Annotated in this window: 16 protein-coding genes; 3 read left to right on the top strand and 13 right to left on the bottom strand. The window is 73.0% G+C overall.

Annotated features, from left to right (window positions below; translation table 11 throughout):
- Positions 1–7 precede the first annotated feature (7 nt).
- The 8 genes from FHU40_RS15330 to FHU40_RS15295 form a co-directional block, all read right to left on the bottom strand.
- The gene (locus tag FHU40_RS15330; protein ID WP_183593152.1) at positions 8–586 is read right to left on the bottom strand and encodes a DinB family protein; all 579 of its coding nucleotides are present in this window, start codon (positions 584–586) and stop codon (positions 8–10) included.
- Positions 587–1010: 424 nt separating this feature from the next.
- Positions 1011–2396 (bottom strand): amidase, encoded by a 1386-nt coding sequence (locus FHU40_RS15325; RefSeq protein WP_183593151.1) that lies wholly within the window; start codon positions 2394–2396, stop codon positions 1011–1013.
- 115 nt (positions 2397–2511) lie between these two features.
- The gene (locus FHU40_RS15320) at positions 2512–3165 is read right to left on the bottom strand and encodes an SRPBCC family protein (RefSeq protein ID WP_183593150.1); all 654 of its coding nucleotides are present in this window, start codon (positions 3163–3165) and stop codon (positions 2512–2514) included.
- Positions 3162–5627, bottom strand: a complete 2466-nt coding sequence (gene cutA, locus FHU40_RS15315) for an aerobic carbon-monoxide dehydrogenase large subunit (RefSeq protein WP_246390602.1) — start codon at positions 5625–5627, stop codon at positions 3162–3164. Before cutA ends, FHU40_RS15320 begins: the two co-directional genes overlap by 4 nt.
- Positions 5624–6124: a (2Fe-2S)-binding protein gene (locus FHU40_RS15310; protein WP_183593149.1), complete on the bottom strand. Its 501-nt coding sequence runs from the start codon at positions 6122–6124 to the stop codon at positions 5624–5626. The genes cutA and FHU40_RS15310 overlap by 4 nt, the downstream gene beginning before the upstream one ends.
- Positions 6121–6945 (bottom strand): FAD binding domain-containing protein, encoded by an 825-nt coding sequence (locus FHU40_RS15305; RefSeq protein ID WP_183593148.1) that lies wholly within the window; start codon positions 6943–6945, stop codon positions 6121–6123. Before FHU40_RS15305 ends, FHU40_RS15310 begins: the two co-directional genes overlap by 4 nt.
- Positions 6942–8309 carry a uracil-xanthine permease family protein gene (locus FHU40_RS15300; RefSeq protein WP_215524966.1) on the bottom strand — a complete coding sequence of 456 codons (1368 nt, stop codon included), beginning with the start codon at positions 8307–8309 and terminating at the stop codon, positions 6942–6944. The genes FHU40_RS15305 and FHU40_RS15300 overlap by 4 nt, the downstream gene beginning before the upstream one ends.
- Positions 8310–8437: 128 nt before the next feature.
- Entirely contained in the window at positions 8438–9679 is a 1242-nt protein-coding gene (locus FHU40_RS15295) for a PucR family transcriptional regulator (RefSeq protein ID WP_215524967.1), read from the bottom strand.
- A 125-nt stretch (positions 9680–9804) separates the two neighbouring features.
- Between FHU40_RS15295 and FHU40_RS29555 the strand changes: the two genes are divergently transcribed.
- The 3 genes from FHU40_RS29555 to FHU40_RS15280 are packed head-to-tail and all read left to right on the top strand — an operon-like array spanning position 9805 to position 13306.
- Positions 9805–10503, top strand: coding sequence for an oxamate carbamoyltransferase subunit AllH family protein (locus tag FHU40_RS29555; protein WP_221199851.1), 699 nt, complete (start codon positions 9805–9807; stop codon positions 10501–10503).
- Entirely contained in the window at positions 10500–11915 is a 1416-nt protein-coding gene (locus FHU40_RS15285; protein WP_183593146.1) for an AllF/FdrA family protein, read from the top strand. The genes FHU40_RS29555 and FHU40_RS15285 overlap by 4 nt, the downstream gene beginning before the upstream one ends.
- Positions 11912–13306, top strand: a complete 1395-nt coding sequence (locus FHU40_RS15280) for an oxamate carbamoyltransferase subunit AllG family protein (protein WP_183593145.1) — start codon at positions 11912–11914, stop codon at positions 13304–13306. The genes FHU40_RS15285 and FHU40_RS15280 overlap by 4 nt, the downstream gene beginning before the upstream one ends.
- A 77-nt stretch (positions 13307–13383) precedes the next feature.
- Here FHU40_RS15280 and FHU40_RS15275 read toward each other — a convergent pair whose 3' ends face one another.
- The 5 genes from FHU40_RS15275 to FHU40_RS15255 all read right to left on the bottom strand — a co-directional run bounded on the left by FHU40_RS15275 (position 13384) and on the right by FHU40_RS15255 (position 17402).
- Positions 13384–14037 (bottom strand): hypothetical protein, encoded by a 654-nt coding sequence (locus FHU40_RS15275; protein WP_183593144.1) that lies wholly within the window; start codon positions 14035–14037, stop codon positions 13384–13386.
- A gap of 69 nt (positions 14038–14106) precedes the next feature.
- Positions 14107–14436 (bottom strand): MGMT family protein, encoded by a 330-nt coding sequence (locus tag FHU40_RS15270; RefSeq protein WP_183593143.1) that lies wholly within the window; start codon positions 14434–14436, stop codon positions 14107–14109.
- Complete coding sequence (locus tag FHU40_RS15265) at positions 14433–14984, bottom strand: hypothetical protein (RefSeq protein ID WP_183593142.1); 552 nt, start codon at positions 14982–14984, stop codon at positions 14433–14435. The genes FHU40_RS15270 and FHU40_RS15265 overlap by 4 nt, the downstream gene beginning before the upstream one ends.
- A complete protein-coding gene (locus tag FHU40_RS15260) occupies positions 14981–16294 on the bottom strand; it encodes a DUF58 domain-containing protein (RefSeq protein WP_183593141.1) in 1314 nt (437 codons plus the stop codon). Before FHU40_RS15260 ends, FHU40_RS15265 begins: the two co-directional genes overlap by 4 nt.
- A 124-nt stretch (positions 16295–16418) precedes the next feature.
- Positions 16419–17402, bottom strand: a complete 984-nt coding sequence (locus FHU40_RS15255) for an AAA family ATPase (protein ID WP_183593140.1) — start codon at positions 17400–17402, stop codon at positions 16419–16421.

Genomic DNA, 17402 nt, shown 5'->3' with positions numbered 1-17402 from the left:
CGCACGCTCACCCGCTTCGCGGCTCGCCCCCGGCCCGGGTGTGGGCGTACAGGTCGCGCAGCAGGGCCACCTCGGCCAGGTGATGGATCAGCTCGCGATGGATGTGGAGCACCAGGGTGGCGAGCGGCGCGTCGGCGAACGCGCCCTCAGCGGGACCGCAGGGCCGGCCGAGTCCGGCCTCCCCGAGCCCGCGAACGCCGTCGAGCCAGGTCCCGACCTCGCGGTCCAGCTGAGCCAGCGCCTCGGCGGCGGTCCCGGCGTACGGGAACGTCGCGTAGTCGACCGGTGCCCGCCCGAAGTGAGCCGCGCTGCGCATCCCGAGCACGCCGACGATCACGTGGGCCAGCCGCCAGGCGATGGTGGTGAACGGCGCCGGGGTCGGTGGCGGGAAGGCCCAGTCGATGGTGCGATCGCCGGACCCGGCCGCCATCGGGGTGGCGGCGGCGCCACGAGGGCGAAGGCTCCACGCGCCCGCCACCGGCTCCCAGAGGTACTCCTCGTCGGACAGCCCGGCCAGGCGGGCGCGGACCTGGTGCTCCCAGTGCCACTCGAACTGGTCGCGCAGAAGTCGGTTCCACTCCGTCATGGGTCCAGTGTGGGACGACCGACGGCACACCGCCGCCGGTGGTTGAGGAGGTTGCGCCAGCAACCGTCTCGAAACCACCACCCGGGCGCCGACCAGCCGGGTACCGGGTGGTTTCGGCTCAGGCGCTTGCGCGCCTTCACACCTCAACCACCGGGGACCGAAGGGTTTCGAGGCTCAGGCGCTTGCGCGCCTTCACACCTCAACCACCGCGGACCGAAGCCGGTGGTTGAGGAGGTTGCGCCAGCAACCGTCTCGAAACCACCACCCGGGCGCCGACCAGCCGGGTACCGGGTGGTTTCGAGGCTCAGGCGCTTGCGCGCCTTCACACCTCAACCACCGGGGACCGAAGCCGGTGGTTGAGGAGGTTGCGCCAGCAACCGTCTCGAAACCACCACCCGGCGCCAACCCGCCGGCACCGGCCCGGTCAGCTGACGGCGGCCTCGACGGCCGCGGCGACCTCGAGCAGGAACCGGTCGCGGCCGTGCGGGGCGACGATCTGGATGCCGACTGGCAGCCCGTCGGAGGTGTGCCCGAACGGCACCGAGATGGCCGGGCAGCCGGTGACGGTGATGTAGTACGCCGAGCGCATCCAGTCGAGGTAGGTCTCCATCGGCCGGCCGTTGATGGCGGTCGGGAACTCCTGGTCGGCCGGGAACGGCGGCACCTGCGAGACCGGCAGCACCAGCACGTCGTGGGTCTCGAAGAACACCCGCATCCGCTGCGACAGCTGCGTGCGCTGGCTGTAGGCGCGCGCGACGTCGGCGCCGGTCAGCGACTCCCCCGCGCGGATGTTGTCGGCGAGTGACTGCTTGAACGAGTCGGGGTGCTGGGCGAGCAGCGCGCCGAACTTCGCCTGGAAGTGCCACGCGCGCAGCGTGCGGAAGGTGTCGTCGGCCAGGGCGAGGTCGGGGTGTGCCACGGTGACGGACGCACCGCCGTCGGAGAAGACCCCGGCGGAGCCCGAGACGATCGCGGCGACCTCGTCGTCGACCTCGAACGCCCCGCCCAGGTCGACCGAGAGCGCGACCCGGAGCCCGTCGAGCGAGCCCGTCACCGGCGGCGCGAACGCCGCGCCTGAGTCGCCGAGCGCGTGCGGCGACCGGGGGTCCGGGCCGGCGAGCACGGAAAGGAGCAGCGCCAGGTCGCCGACGTTGCGGGCCATCGGGCCGCCGACCGAGGTCGTCTCCCACTGGTTGTACAACGGCCACTCCGGCACCCGGCCGAGCGAGGGCCGCAGCCCGACGACGCCGCAGAACGACGCGGGGTTGCGCAGCGAGCCGCCCATGTCGGAGCCGTCGGCGAGCGGCACCATCCCGGACGCGAGCGCACACGACGCCCCGCCACTCGACCCGCCCGCGGAGCGGGTGGGGTCGACCGGGTTGAGGGTCGTGCCGAAGACGGTGTTGAAGGTGTGCGAGCCGGCGGCGAACTCCGGCACGTTGGTCTTGCCGATGGTGACCGCGCCCGCCCGGCGGACCCGCTCGACGAGCAGCTCGTCGGCGTCGGGCACGTGGTCAGCGTAGAGCGGCGAGCCGTACGTCGTGCGCCAGCCGGCCACCGCATGGGTGTCCTTGAACGCGAACGGCAGCCCGTGCAACGCCCCGACCTCGGCACCACCGGCGAGGGCCTGGTCCGCCTCGGCGGCGCCCGCCCGGGCCCGCTCCTCGTCGAGCGAGACGATCGCGTTGAGCTGCGGGTTGCGCTCGGCGATGCGCGCCAGATGCAGGTCGAGCAGCTCACGCGCGGAGATGTCGCGCCGTCGTACGGCGGCGGCCTGGTCGCGCGCGGTCGAGTCGACGGTGAGACTCATCGGGGGTTCCTCGCCAACTTCTCAGGCTGTCCCTGCACTTCTCGGGGGTTGCAACGGCCGAGAAGTGCCGGGATACCCGGTGCACCGGGTATTCCGGCAGTCGACGCGTAGCGGCTCATCGACGACGCCCGAAGATCGAGCCCACGACCACGCCGAGCACGACGAGGCCGGCACCGACGGCGATGCCCTTGAGGAAGTCGTCCTGCGAGGAGACCGCGGCGCGGGCGGCCGGGGCGGAGAAGGTCTGCCCGGCGGCGGCCGGCTGCGCCGGCTCCCCGGCGGGCGCACCCGCCGGCACGGGCTGACCCGGCTCGGCGACCGGGGCCGGGCCCTCGGCGATCGCCCGGGCCACGTTGCCGAAGAACTCCCCGGCCATCCGCCGGGACACGCTGGTGAGCATCCGCTGGCCGACGCCGCCGACCATGCCGCCGACGACCGCGTCGGCCTCGTAGTCGATCTGGGTCGCGCCGCCGTCGGCCGCGCCGAAGCGCACCTGCACGGTCGCGTCGATGGTGCCCGGCGCGCCGGCACCGGAGAGCCGCATCACCAGGGACTCGTGCTCCTGGAGGTCCGAGAGCACGCACTGGCCCTGGTAGGTGCCCTTGATCGCCGCGACGCCGGCGGTGACCGTCATGTCGTAGGAGTTCTCACCGGTCGCGGTGAGCTGCTCGCAGCCGGGGATGGTGGCGACCAGCACCCGGGGGTCGAGCAGGGCATCCCACACCTTCTCGACGGGGAAGGCGATGGTGTTGGAACCGGTGATCTTCATGCAGGGTCCTCTCGAGTGCGGGGGTTTCGAGACGGTTGCTGCGCAACCTCCTCAACCGCCGCCTGGCGAAGGGTGAACAGCTCGGACGGGGAGATCGGCATCGCGGTGATCGCCAGCCCGGTCGAGGACAGCCGCTCGGCGTCCTCGATCGCGGCGGCGAACACGGCCGCCGACGGGATCACGCCCGCCTCGCCGGCTCCCTTGATGCCGAGCGGGTTCAGCGGGGACGGCGTCTCGAGGTGGTCGATGTCGATGCCGTCGGGGACCTCGGTGACGTAGGGCATCAGGAAGTCCATGAACGACGCGTTGAGCAGCTGGCCCGACTCGTCGTACGCCATCCGCTCGTAGAGCGCTCCCCCGATGCCCTGGGCGACGCCGCCGTGGATCTGGCCCTCGACGATCATCGGGTTGATCAGGTGACCGCAGTCGTGGACGACGGCGTACTTGAGGATGGTGATCTCCGCCGTGTCCGGGTCGGTCTCGACGATGACGGCGTGCATGCCGGAGGCGAACGTCGCGCGCTCGGGCGAGTAGAAGTCCTTGCCCTCCAGGCCCGGCTCGTCGTCCTCGGCGACCGGCGGCTTGCCGGGGTCGCCGATCGAGAACTGCGTGGCCGCCTTGGACTTCTCGTCGAAGGCGTAGCGCAGCGGGTTGGACAGCACCGAGACCGTGCCCAGGTCGATCGAGGTGCCGGGCGAACCCTTCACCGAGACGACGCCGTCGACGATCTCCAGGTCCTTCTCGTCGGCCTCGAGCGCCTCGGCGGCGATCTTGAGCACCTTCTCCTTCGCGCGCTTGGCCGCGAGGTGGATCGCCGAGCCGCTCATCACCGCGGCGCGCGAGGCGAACGTGCCGACGGCGTACGCCATCCGGCGGGTGTCGCCGGTGACGACCTCGACGTCCTCGAACTTCACGCCGAGCTCGTCGGCGACCAGCTGCGCGAAGACCGTCGCGTGGCCCTGGCCCTGGGTCGTCAGGCCGGTCGCGACCTTGACCTTGCCGGAGGTCTCGATGTGCACGTGGGCGCCTTCGTACGGCCCCACGCCGGTGCCCTCGACGTAGCAGGCCAGGCCGATGCCGACCTGGCGGCCCTGCTCCGCCATCTCCTGCTGGAACGCCGGGAACTCGTCCCAGCCGACCAGGTCCTTGATCTTCTCCAGCATCGCCGGGTAGTCGCCGGAGTCGTACTCCAGCTCGCGGCCGTCCTGGAAGATCATGCCCTGGTCGAAGGGGAACTCGTCGGGCTGGATGAAGTTGACCGCCCGCACCTCGGCGCGGTCCTTCCCGAGGTACTGCGCGATCGCGTCCATGGTCCGCTCCATCGCGTAGCAGCCCTGCGGGCGGCCGGCGCCGCGGTACGGCGTGACGATGACCGTGTTGGTGTAGAGCGACTCGAAGACGACCCGGTAGTTCTGCGGCTTGTAGGGGCCGAGCAGCTGGGTCGAGGTGATGATCGGGACGATCAGGCCGTACGGCGTGTACGCGCCGTGGTCGTGCCAGAACTCGACGTCGAGCCCGAGCAGCCGCCCGTCGTCGTCGAAGCCGACCTCGATGTGCTGCACCTGGCCGCGCTCGTGGGCCGAGGAGATGAAGTGCTCGCGGCGGTCCTCGGTGAACTTCACCGTGCGGCCGAGGGCCCGCGCGGCCATCGGCACCAGGAGCTCCTCGGGCCACGGGTGGTTGATCTTCACTCCGAAGCCACCGCCCACGTCGGGGGTGATCACGTCGACCTGGCCGAGGTCGAGGCCCATCTTGACCGCGACGGCGGCGCGGACGCCGGTCGAGCTCTGCGTGGAGGTCCACAGCTGGAGCCGGTTGATGTCGGCGTCCCAGCGCGCGACGGTGCCGCGACCCTCCATCGGCATGCAGGCGCTGCGCTCGACGGTGAGGTCGAGCTCGAGCCGGTGCGGCGCCTTGGCGATGGCGGCCGGCGCGTCGCCGACGTTCTGCTCCATCCGGGCACCGACGTTGCCGGGCACGTCCTCGTGCACGAGCGACGTGGCCGCGCGGGCGGCGTCGATGCCGACCACGGGGGTCAGGAACTCGTAGTCGACCCGGATCCGCGAGACGGCGTCCTCGGCGAGGTAGCGGTCGTCGGCCACGACGAACGCGATCGCCTCGCCGACGTAGTTGACCTCGTCCTTGGCCAGGGCGTACTGGGTGCGGCCGTGCGTGAGCGCGGGGTGCGGGATCAGCAGCGGCAGCGGCTCGGCCATCTGCGGGCTGCACGACGCGAGGTCGTCGTAGGTGTAGACCGCGTGCACACCCTCGACGTCGAGGACGTCGGAGACGTCGATGTCGAGGATCCTGGCGTGCGCGTGCGGCGAGCGCAGCACGGCCGCGTGCAGCACGGTGTGCTGGCCCGGGTCGACGGCCACGTCGTCGACGTACCGGCCGTGGCCGCGCAGGAAGCGCTGGTCCTCGACCCGCTGGACCTTCTGGCCCATCAGCTTGGTCGTCATGATGCGGTCTCCTCGCCGGACGCGGCGATCTCCGCGGCACGCTCGACGGCCTTGACGATGTTCTGGTAGCCGGTGCAGCGGCACAGGTTGCCGGCGATCATGTCGCGGGCCTCCTCGTGCGTGGGGCACGGGTTGTCGCGCAGCCCGGCGGTGATCGTGGTCAGGAAGCCCGGCGTGCAGAAGCCGCACTGCAGCCCGTGGCACTCGGCGAACGCCTGCTGCACCGGGCCGAGCGAGCCGTCCGGGTTCGTGAGGCCCTCGACGGTGGTGATCTCGTGGCCGGCGGCGGACACCGCGAACATCAGGCACGACCGCATCGGCGCGCCGTCGACGAGGATCGTGCAGGCACCGCACACGCCGTGCTCGCAGCCGACGTGGGTGCCGGTGAGCCCCAGGTCGTGGCGCAACGCGTCGGAGAGCAACCGGCGCGCGGGCACCCGGACGTCGTGGGTGGTGCCGTTGACCGTCAGCCGTACGTCGTGCAGTTCCTCGCTCACCGTGCTCCCTCCGCGAAGTCTCGTGCCGATCGAACCACCCGCCCGGTGAGGACCCGCACCAGCTGGGCGCGGTAGGCGGCGGTGGCGTGGATGTCGTCCATGGGCTCCAGCTGCGCGAGCGCGGCCTCCCCCAGGTCGGCGTCGGCGACGCCGGTCAGGTCGACGACGCTCGGCACGTCGCTGACCGAGAGATAGCCGACCCTGACGGACTCGCCCTCGACGAGCGCGGCCGCGCCCACCAGTGCGTAGTCGCCGTGCCGGCGCGCGATCTCCTCGAACGCGACCCCCGCGCCGGGGGCCAGGCCCGGGAAGTACGCCGAGACCGCGACCTCGTCGTGGCCCACCGACGACTCGAGCGGCCCGACGAAGAGCTCGGCGGCCGGGATGGTGCGCCGCCCCGCAGGCCCCTCGACCTCGAGGGAGCCGCCGAGCAGCGTGAGCACGACCGGCATCTCGGCGGCGGCGTCGGCGTGGACGAGCGAGCCGACCGTGGTGCCGCGGTTGCGGATCGTGGCGTGCGCGACGTGCGACAGCGCCATGGGCACGAGCGGCTGCACGCGTCGTACGTCGTCGGAGGCCAGGACGGCGGCGTGCCGGGCGAGCGCACCCACCCGCACGCCGCCGTCCTCGATCTCGATGGTGTCCAGGCCCGGGATCTCGTTGATGTCGACGAGCAGCGCCGGGGCGGCGAGTCGCATCGACAGCAGCGGGACCAGGCTCTGGCCGCCGGCCAGCACCTTGGCGTTCGGCTCGCCGGCCAGGGCCTCGACGGCCTCGGCGAGGGTTCCCGGACGGCGGTACTCGAACGGTGCTGGTTTCACAGGGCCTTCGTCACCTCTCCAGAGCTTCGACCGGTGTGGTCACCGCGGCGGTTGACCACGTGGTAGTAGACGATCACCAGGATCGTGCCCAGCGCGATGCCGCTGAGCTCGAAGTCGTCGGTGATCTTCAGGGACACGCCGCCGATGCCGGCGATGATGCCTCCCGCGAGACCCACCATGTTCACCGGGTCGCCGAAGTCGACGTTGTTCTCGACCCAGATCTTGGCGCCGACCAGGCCGATCATGCCGTAGAGCACGACCGTGATGCCGCCGAGGACGCCGCCGGGGGTGGCGTTGACGATCGCGCCGAACTTCGGGCAGAGACCCAGCAGGATCGCGACCAGCGCGGCGACGTAGTAGGCCGCGGTGGAGTAGACCTTCGTCGCGCCCATGACGCCGATGTTCTCGGCGTACGTCGTGGTCGGCGAGCCACCGAAGAGGCTGGCCAGCGCGGTGGCGCCACCGTCGGCGGCGATGGCCCGGCCCATGTAGGGGTCGAGGTCGTCGCCGGTCATCTCGGCCACGGCCTTGACGTGGCCGGTGTTCTCCGCGATCAGCGCGATGACACCGGGCAGCACCAGCAGGATGAAGGTCAGGGAGAAGCTCGGGCCGTGGACGACGTCCACGCCGTCGGGCAGCTGGCCGCTCGGCAGGCCGATCCAGTCGGCGGCCTTGACCCCGGCCCACGAGACGCGGTCGTGCGCGACCGCGTCGGGCCCGGTGGGCAGCACCGAGGTGATCTGGCCGAAGATGCCATCGAAGATCCAGGAGATCAGGTACCCGAAGATCAGCGCGAGGAAGACCGCGATGCGCGACCAGAAGCCCGGCAGCAGCACCGCGGCGATCACCATGAACGACGCGGTCAGCAGCGCCACCCACTGGTCCTGAGGCCAGTAGACCGACGCCACCACCGGAGCCAGGTTGAAGCCGATCAGCATGACCACGGCACCGGTCACCGCGGGCGGCAGGACCTTGTGGATCATCCCGGCGCCGGCGAAGTGGACGAGCACGCCCACCGCCAGCAGCACGAGGCCCGAGATCAGGATCGCGCCGGTCACGTCGGCGGAGTCGCCGCCCTGCGCCCGGATCGCGGCCACACCGGCGACGAACGAGGCGCTGGTGCCGAGGTAGCTGGGGACCTTGTTCTTCGTGACCAGCAGGAACAGGATCGTGCAGATACCCGAGAACATGATCGCGAGGTTCGCGTCGAGGCCCATGACGATCGGGAAGACGAACGTCGCCCCGAACATCGCCACCACGTGCTGGGCACCGATACCCACCGTCTTGCCCCAGGCGAGGCGTTGGTTCGGCGCGACGGCCTCACCTGGTTGGGGATCGACCACGTCCCACTTGAACATCGACATGTGTGCACCCTTTCGGTGTCAGGACAGGTCCCGAGCCCTGCTCAACTTAGTGAGAGCCATGACACACCACGAGGGCGAGAAATGCCGAAGGAACGCCGAGGGAGATGGCACCACTTGTCGGGATGGGCTCAGCCCGCGATCTCCAGGACCCGGAGCGCCACCGCCACGTCGAGGCGCAGGTGCGGGTCGGTCGAGAGCGGGCCGAGCAGCCGCTCCAGCTTCGAGACCCGGTAGCGCATCGTGTTGTAGTGGAAGAACTGCACGCGGGCGGCCTCGGCGACGTTGAAGTTCGTGTCGAGCAGCACCTGGAGGGTCTCCCGCAGGTCGGCCGCCTCGGTGGTCTGCTCGGCCAGCGGGCCGAGCACGTCGGCGACGAACGCCCGCAGCTCCGCGCCACCCTGCGCGGTGTCGGGGATCAGCGCGATCAGCCGGTGCACGCCCAGCTGGTCGAAGAACGTCATGGAGCCGCCGCCCTGGACCCGCCGGCCCACCTCGACGGCCCGACGCGCCTGCGCGTACGCCGCGGGCAGCTCGTCGAGCGCGGAGGCGACCCGGCTGACGCCGACCGAGAACGGGCGCCGACCGCCACCCTTGTCCCCGCGCACCGCCGTGACCGCCCGGCGCACCACGCCGTGGCCGGGCACGGGCGACTCGTCGTCCTCGGTCAGCGGCAGCAGGGCGACGACCTCGGTGGAGAGGTCGACGTTGGGGATGCCGTCGCCGATCGAGGCGCAGACCTGCCGCCAGGCCGCGGCGAAGCGCTCCTGCCACTGCCGGCGCTGGGCGCTGGTGCCCGGCTCGTCGCCGCTCACCGCGTCGAGCTCGGCGACCACGACGATGACCGGGCGGCGCAGGTCCCAGCCGAAGGTGTCGGCGTGCTCGTCAACGTAGGCGAGGTCCTGGGAGCGGCCGCTGCGGCGCAGCAGCACGTCGCGCAGGAAGTCGCCCTGGTACTTGTTCTCCACCGCCGCGACCGCGGCCTCGCGGGTGATCAGCAGCGCGGCCACGGCGGCGGCCCGCTCCAGCGCGTGCACGTCGTCGGCGGTGATCGGCTCGTCGGGGCGCAGGCAGACCAGGCGGGCCAGGTCGACGCCGCCGGCGGCGACCCGCGAGACCTGGGCGGCGCCCGGCCCGATGGCGGTGCCGGTGGAGCCGATCCGCTCGACGCGGATCCGGCCGGTGGGGTCGAGGAGCTGGTGCCGGGCGAGCGCCTCCTCGTGCTCGGGCGAGAGCGCGGCGGCGCGGACCCGGCCGTCGGTCGAGGTGAACGCGACGCCCACGCCGAGCACCCGGCTCACCTCGGCGGCGATGCCGTCGAGGTTGCCGCCCTCGAGCACGATCTGGGTCAACCCGGTGTGCAGCGCGTCCACGCGCGCCAACGCGGCACTGGCGAGCTCCTCACGGTCCCCGCTTATCAAGACTTGCACTCCCTCACCGCTGGCATCGGCACAACCTGACATCCCCAAACGGTAATCCCCCCGCTAGCGTCAGTGTGGTGAGCCCCGCCCGCGTCGTCCCCTGCAGCGCGCCGCCGCGGGTCCGCGACGCGCTCCGTGCCGCGCCCGACGGCGCGGTGCCCGTGGTCCACCGCGGCCGCGACGCCGTGTACGTCGAGCTCGCCGGCCTCTGCGTCGGCGTGGTCTCGCGCCGGGCGACCGCGGTGCCGTGCGCGCTGCGCATCGACGCGGCCTCGGTGCCCGAGGCCCGTGCGGCACACGTCGCCGACGGCGTGCTGCACCTCGACTCCGACGCCGACGACGTCGCGCTGACGATCGGGCGGCTGGTCGAGGTGCACGTGCCGTCGATCCGCACCCCGGCGACGACGCCCGCACCGGCGCCCGGCGACGTGCCGGCCATGATCGGCCGGGGCGACGGCCTCACGCCGTACGACGACGACGTGCTGTGCGGCTGGCTGGCCGTGCACCGCGCCGCGGGCATCGCGACGCCGGCGGTCGACGCCGAGATCCGGGCCTGCCTCGATCGCACCACGCTGCTCTCGGCGACCCTGCTCGACTGTGCGATGCACGGTGAGGTGATCCCCGAGTTCGCCCTGTGGCTGCACGCGCTCTCGACCCCTGCCGAGGTCGATCGTGCGGCGACCCTGGCCGCCGTCGGCCACTCCTCCGGTCGCGGGCTGCTGCACGGCGCCCGTCTCGCCCTCGCCCATCTCTCCCCTCTGGAAGGCGCTGCATGAACACTCCTCCGAGTCTCACCCACGTCGAGCTGCGGGCCGGCGCCTACGCCGACTCCGTCACGCTGCTCCAGGTCAGCCGCACCGTGCAGGGCCTCGACGGCGTGCTCGCCGCGCAGGTCGCGATGGCGACCGCCCTCAACATCGAGGTGCTGACCGAGATGGGCTTCGAGGTCCCCGCGGAGGCGACGACCAACGACATGGTCGTCGCCATCCGACTCGCGGAGCCGGACGCCCTGGCGTCGGCGCTGGCCGGCGTCGACCAGGCGCTGCGCGACGCGACCAGGCGGGTCGACGGCCCGACGGAGGTCGCCCCGCCGCGCACCACGTCGAGCGCGCTGCGGCGTACCCCTGACGCGGTGGCGCTGGTCTCGGTCCCGGGCGCGAACGCGCTGGTCGAGGCGATGGACGCCGTCGACGCGGGCCGCGACGTGATGGTCTTCAGCGACAACGTGCCGGTCGAGCAGGAGGTGGCGCTCAAGCGCGCCGCCGCGGAGCGCGGCGTGCTGGTGATGGGCCCCGACTGCGGCACCGCCGTCGTCGGCGGCCTCGGCCTCGGCTTCGCGAACGTCGTCGCGCCCGGGCCGGTCGGCATCGTCGCCGCCTCGGGCACCGGGTGCCAGCAGCTCCTGGCGCTGCTCGACCACGCGGGCGTGGGCGTCTCCTCGGCGCTCGGCGTCGGCGGCCGCGACCTCTCCTCGGAGGTCCGTGGCGCCTCGACGCGCGAGGCGATGCGGCGGCTCGACGAGGACCCCGCCGTCGACCTGATCGTGGTGATCTCCAAGCCCCCGGCGGCCGACGTGGCCACCGAGATCGAGGCGTACGCCGCGAGCCTGGCCACCCCGGTCGAGTTCGCGCTCCTCGGCGCCGGCCGGCCCGACCTCACCGCGGCCGCCGAGTCGGTGCTGCGCCGGCTCGGCCGCGACGTGCCGGCCTGGCCGGTCGAGGGCACCGCCGCGGCACCGTCGGGCGGCACCGCGCTGCGCGGCCTGTTCGTCGGCGGCACGCTGCAGAGCGAGGCCAAGCTGATCGCCGCCGACGCGCTCGGGGCCGATGCCGGGCACACGTTCATCGACTTCGGCGACGACGCCTACACCGCGGGCCGCGCGCACCCGATGATCGACCCGAGCCTGCGGCTGGAGCACCTGGCCCGGGCGGCGGCCGACCCCGAGACCGCGGTCGTGCTGCTCGACGTCGTGCTCGGCCACGGCGCCGAGGCCGACCCCACCGCGCTGCTGGCGCCCGCGATCGCCGCGGTCGACAAGCCGGTCGTCGTGGCGGTCGTCGGCACCGAGGGCGACCCGCAGGGCCGCGCGCGGCAGGTCCGCACGCTCGCCGAGGCCGGCGCCGAGGTCTACCTGTCCAACGCCGGCGCGACGCGCCGCGCCATCGAGCTGCTGGGAGGCACCAAGTGACCACCACCCCCACCGCCGTCGCCAACGTCGGTGCCGACCTGCTCGCCGACGCCGTCGCCGACCAGGCCACCCCGGTGACCCGGGTCGACTGGCGGCCGCCGATGACCGGCACCGAGGCCGACCTGGCCACCGTGGCGGCCGACCCGCTGCGGCGTACCGCCAACGAGCGCGCCCTCGCCGCCATGCTCGGCGTCACCGCCACGCTGGTCGACGTCGCTCCGGCGTCCGAGCTGCTCGGCCTCGAGGCCGGCCAGTTCCTGCACGCCGGACCGCCGATCACCTGGGACCGGATGTCCGGCCCGCTCAAGGGCGCGCTGATGGGCGGCGCCGCACTGGAGGGCCTCGTCGCCGACCCGGAGGACGCGGTCGCGATCTTCGAGTCGGGCGCGAACGTCTCCTTCGAGCCCTGCCACCACCGCTCCGCGGTCGGCCCGATGGCCGGCGTCGTCACGCCGAGCATGTGGATGTTCGTGCTCGAGGACGCCACCACCGGCCGGCGTACCTACTGCTCCCTCAACGAGGGGCTCGGCAAGGTGCTGCGCTACGGCGCCTACTCCTCCGAGGTGCTGACCCGGCTGCGCTGGATGCGCGACGTGCTCGGCCCGCTGCTGCAGAAGGCGGTGCGCGGATCCGAACCGGTCGACGTCACCGGCATCCTCACCCAGATGCTGCAGATGGGCGACGAGGCCCACAACCGCAACCGTGCCGGCACCCTGATGCTGCTGCGCGACCTCTCCCCCGCGATGGTGACGAGTGGGATGGACTCCGCCGACGTCGCCGAGACGCTGCGCTTCATCGGCGGCAACGACCACTTCTTCCTCAACCTCGCGATGCCCGCCTGCAAGCTCGCCCTCGACGCCGCCCGCGGCATCGAGGGGTCGACGATGGTCGTGGCGATGGCCCGCAACGGCACCGACTTCGGCATCCAGGTCGCCGGCACCGGCGACGAGTGGTTCACCGGGCCGGCCCAGCTCGCCGACGGCCTCTTCCTCGGCAACTACGGCCCCGACGACGCCAACCCCGACATCGGCGACTCGGCGATCACCGAGAGCGCCGGCATCGGCGGCTTCGCGATGGCGACCGCTCCCGCGATCGTCCGGCTGGTCGGCGGCTCGGTCCCGGACGCCCTCGCGACCACCCGGCGGATGCACGAGATCACGCTCGGGGAGAACCCGCGCTGGTCGGTGCCCGTGCTGGAGTTCCAGGGCACCCCGACCGGCATCGACGTCAGCATGGTGTGCCGCACCGGCATCCTGCCGCAGATCAACACCGGCATGGCCGGTCGCGTGGCGGGGGTCGGACAGGTCGGCGCCGGCCTGGTCACCCCGCCGGCGGAGATCTTCCCGAAGGCACTCGCCCGGCTGGCCGAGCTGACCCGCGCGCGGGCCTGACCCCGCGTCGAGACACCCGGAACGGCTCTCAGCAAGGCTGATCGGCAGCCATTCCGGGTGTCTCGACGTCTCCAGACCTACAGCTGCACGCCGTTCACGACGAAGCTGAAGAAGAGTCCGGCGTTCGACCCCACGGACGGCACCAGGCAGACCGTGTCGGCGGTGGCGACCACCGGCGTCGTGAAGCTCACCGGCACGACCTCCTGGGCGGGCAGGTAGGAGTACTCGACGATCCGGCCCAGGTACGGGCCGCTGACCGTCGAGCAGTCGCTGTTGCCCGCCTGGATCCGGAGGCTGAGGTTCAGCCGGGTCGAGCCGGTGTTGTCCTGACTCAGTACCGCGTCGGTCACCGCGACCCGGCCGTGCCCGAGCACGTAGCGCCGGGACGTCGTGCCGTTGAGCGTGTCGGCGACCTGGAACGGCGTGCCGGCGGCCTGGGTGGTGACGGTGCCGTCGACCCCGATCCTGCCGGACACTCCCACATTGCCCGTCACTCCGACGTTGCCGGTGACGCCCACGCTGCCGTCGACGGTCATCGGGCCCTTGCCGTCGGTGACCTTGAGACCACCGCCCTTGGACACCGCCGCCTGCTGGCCACCCTTGCCGGTGATCGTGACGAACTGCTTCTTGGCCGCCCACGCGCCCCACGGGAGCAGCACCAGGGTCAGGCAGCCGACCACGAAGACCGTGGTGAGCTGCCGGCCGTTCAGAAGACGCTTCCTGGGTTCCATCCCAACCTCCGATCGAGCGATCCCAGCAGCGTCCTCCGCGCGGGCGGGGCCGGGAATAGCCCGATCAGGTCAGGTTGGGATCGGCTCCGGCGGCCTCCAGAACGCCGCGCGCAGGTCGACGTTGCCGGAGGGCCGCAGCGGAGTGCCCTCCTCCAGGTAGGCCTGGCGAGCCTCGCCCTGATGGCTCGGCGGCAGCGAGCCGTCGGCGCGCACCACCCGCCACCAGGGCACCGGGGCGCCGTGGTTGGCCATCACCGTGCCGACCAACCGCGGGCCACCCCCGCCGACGACCGGGCCGACCACCTCGGCGATGGCGCCGTAGGTCGTGACCCGGCCGCGAGGGATCGACTCGACGCAGCGCAGCACCAGCTCGACGTACCACTCGTGATCGAGGCTCACGACTCCTCCTCCTGCTGGCGCGAGGTCAGCGCGACCCCGGCCGCGACGGTGCCGACCAGGCCGGTCGCGACGCCGACGACCCAGATGCCGGGCTCCTCGGCCTCGCCGCGCAGCAGCAGGGCGAGCCCCCAGACCAGCGGCACCGCGACCAGCAGCAGTGTGCCGCGCACCGCCCACAGCCGCAGCAGCGCGGGGTCGACCGGCATCTCGCCGGGGCCGTACGACGCGAGCACCGCCGCCACGTGGGAGGCCAGCAGCGCGGTCGCGGCGACCAGCACGGCGGGGTGCAGGCCGTCGTCGAGGGCCGCGGTCCACCAGACCAGCACGGTGAGGATCGCGACGACGCCGACCGGCGACTCCGGGAACGCCGCGAAGCCGCCGGCGAGCCCGACGACGAGCGCGATCACCCACCACGGCGGCCAGTGCCCCGCCGGTCCGCTCGCGAGCAGGGCCACCACGGGGCCCAGGAGCACTACGACGCGCAGCACCAGCTGGCCGCGGGAGAGCTCGCCGAGCTCGGTCATCGTCTCGCCCACCATCGTGGTCATCGCGCCGCCACCCGTGGCAGCTCGGCGCGCCGGGCCAGCCGGCGCAGCACGTCGTCGATGGTTCCGGGGCCGCGCCACGGCACCACCGGGCAGCCCAGGGCCGCCAGGCGCCGCAGCACCATCGATCGCTCGAGCACCCGCATCCGCCAGGCCAGCATGGCGGTCCGCGGGTCGGTGCCCTCCGCGACACCGGGACGTACCTCGCCGGGCAGGGTGTCCACGACGAGCACCGGCACTCCGCGCCGGGTGAGCATCGCGGCCACCGTGCCGATCGACTCGGCCAGCATCGGCGACAGCAGGATGACCACGGTGCCGCCGGTGACCCCGAGCTGCAGCACGCCGGGGTCGGCCTCTCCGACCATCTCCCCGGGCCTGATCCCGGCCAGCGTGTGGTGCAGCCGCCGCAGGTGCCGGGTGCCGGTGCCGTAGCCGACCAGCTCGCGACCGCGACCGACCACGCGCAGCGCCACCCGGTCGCCCGAGCGCACGTGGTGCTCGGCGATCGCGGAGGCGGCGCGCACCGAGAGGTCCAGGCTGCTCGACGGGCCGTCGACGCCCCCGGACGCGCCGTGGTCGGCCAACGCGTCGACCACCAGCAGCACGCCGGTGTCCTCCTCGGCACGGGTGCTGATGACGTGGAGGTCTCCGGTGCGCAGCGAGACCCGCCAGTTGACACGGCGCAGCCGATCGCCCGGCAGGAAGGGCCGGATCCCGGCGAGCTCGGTGCCCGCACCGGGCCGTCGGGAGCGGTGGGCGCCGACCAGGCCGAGCGGGTGCGGCGCCTCGGCGCGGGAGTCGTACGCCGAGGTCGCGGGCAGCACCCGCAGCTGCTGGCCGCCGAGCAGCAGCGGCCCGAACCGGTAGCCCGCCCACGGCGACATCAGCGCCACCTTCTCCTCGCCGAGGACCCGCCGGCCCCAGCGCCGGGGGCTCACCTCGACGAGCGGCGCCGGGCCGGCCGGGCCGTCGAGCAGGGCGCCGGCCTGACCCTGGTGCGGCCGCATCGCGACGTACGGCGCGTGCCCGCTCGCCCGGGTGAGGTACTCCGCGTCGTCGGCGTCGGCCAGGGTCAGCCGCGACGTGGTGCCCTGTCCCTCGTGCAGCGAGGCGTGGTCGAGCCGGGCGGCCAGCACCGGCGACCGGGCCGGCCGGTGCAGCAGGCCGAGCGTCGCGATCGCGACGAACGGCACCGCGATCACCAGCAGCGCCGGGTCGCCGACGAGCAGCGCGCCGCAGACCGCGACCGCGGCGACCACGACCGCGCGACCGAGCGCACCGGTCGGCCGCCACTGGGCGTCGGGGTGGCTCACTGGCACACCGCCCGGTGCGGCCGGAGCCGGGCGGCGGTGGGCAATCCACCTGATCCCCGCTGAAAGACGTGGAACACCCACCGCTCCCCGGCCGCACCCCCGCCCGACGGTCGACCCATCCTGATCATCTCGGCTCGAGGGTGGCCGGGGTCGGCACCTGGGTGAGCACGGCGTCGACGACGCCCCGGCCGCTGGCGTCGGTCATCCAGAGCTCGGGCCGCACCGTGATGCGATGCGCCAGCACCGAGCGGGCGACGGCCTTCACGTCCTCGGGGATCACATAGTCACGGCCGCGGAGCACCGCGAACGCCCGGGCGGCCAGCACCAGCCCGAGCGAGCCGCGCGGCGAGGCGCCGGTCAGCACGTCGGGGTGGGTGCGGGTCGCGGTCGCGAGGTCGACGCAGTAGCGCGCGACGCTCTCGTCGACGGTCACCGACTCGACCGCGGCCTGCATCGCGAGCAGCCCGTCCGCGTCGGTGACCTGCTCGAGCTCGACCTCCTCCTGGCGCCGATCCAGCCGCCGGGCCAGCACGTCGTACTCCTCGGCCGGGGCCGGGTAGCCGAAGCTGACCCGCAGCAGGAACCGGTCGAGCTGCGCCTCGGGGAGCGGATAGGTGCCTTCGTACTCGATCGGGTTCGCGGTCGCCAGCACGTGGAAGGGCGCCGGCAGCGGGAAGGTCTCCCCCTCGACGGTGACCTGCCGCTCCTGCATGGCCTCGAGCAGTGCGGCCTGGGTCTTGGGCGGGGTCCGGTTGATCTCGTCGGCCAGCAGCAGGCCGGTGAAGAGCGGGCCGGGCCGGAAGTCGAAGCGGGCCTCGCGCTGGTCGTAGACGAACGAGCCCGTCAGGTCGGCCGGCAGCAGGTCGGGGGTGAACTGGGCCCGCCGGAACTCCAGGCCCAGCGCCCGGGCGAAGGAGCGCGCAGCCAGCGTCTTGCCCAGGCCCGGGTAGTCCTCGAGCAGCACGTGCCCCTTCGCGAGCACGGCGGCCAGCACCAGCATCAGCGCCTCGCGCTTGCCGACGATCGCCTTCTCGACCTCGGCGAGCACGTGGCCGGCCTGCTCGGCGGCGTCCGTGATGCTCCTGCTCCCGGTGTTGGACTGGCTCAT

Source organism: Nocardioides soli (assembly GCF_014191495.1).
GTDB lineage: Bacteria > Actinomycetota > Actinomycetes > Propionibacteriales > Nocardioidaceae > Nocardioides > Nocardioides soli.
Note: the sequence above shows the minus strand (reverse complement) of the source record. Positions and strands in the feature narration are given on the sequence as shown.